This is a genomic window from Sphingomonas sp. CCH9-F2 (assembly GCF_001556735.1).
GTDB lineage: Bacteria > Pseudomonadota > Alphaproteobacteria > Sphingomonadales > Sphingomonadaceae > Sphingomonas > Sphingomonas ginsenosidimutans.
On record NZ_LSJO01000244.1, the window covers coordinates 1 to 448 of the forward strand.

General features: G+C 65.4%; 2 protein-coding genes. Both read left to right on the plus strand.

The window, feature by feature from the left end; all coding sequences use genetic code 11:
- Window positions 1–29 precede the first annotated feature (29 nt).
- Complete coding sequence (locus AX685_RS07300) at window positions 30–362, plus strand: conjugal transfer protein TraD (RefSeq protein WP_066659358.1); 333 nt, start codon at window positions 30–32, stop codon at window positions 360–362.
- Window positions 328–448, plus strand: a 121-nt coding sequence (locus AX685_RS23070; protein ID WP_231738660.1) for a conjugal transfer protein TraD, incomplete at its 3' end; no start/stop codon positions are given. The genes AX685_RS07300 and AX685_RS23070, both read left to right, overlap by 35 nt.

The following is a 448-nucleotide window of genomic DNA, read 5'->3' on the forward strand; positions in this document are numbered from 1 at the left end:
GCCAGATAGTGCGCGGAAAGGTAAAGCCGATGCGGAAGGTTCGCGATTACGATGCCGAACTAAAAGCGCTGAACGACAAGGCACGCTCACTCAAGGCGAAGCGGGTCGAACAGCTCGGCCAGCTTGTCGCTGCAACCGGGGCCGATGCACTCGATGCCGAGACGCTGGCGGGCGGCCTGCTCCATGTCATCGCCGAAGCGCAGATTGCTGGCAATCGGGAGGCGTGGCGCTCTGATGGCGCTGCTTTCTTTCAGCGGCGCGGGCGCAAAGGTGGCGGCGCTGCTGCGATCGACGGATCGGGCACTACGATTGAACCGGGCGGCGACGCTGCGGGCGGAAGCAACGCAACGGCGAACGGATAGCAGGGTCTGGGTCGTGCAACGCCGCGAACGAACGCGCCACCTGATCGAGCTGGGCGGCCTCGTCCAGAAAGCCGGGCTGGTCGAGC

Excerpts from the sequence above, each read along its gene's own strand:
- AX685_RS07300 (WP_066659358.1), top strand. The coding sequence starts at position 30 with ATGCGGAAGGTTCGCGATTACGATGCCGAACTAAAAGCGCTGAACGAC.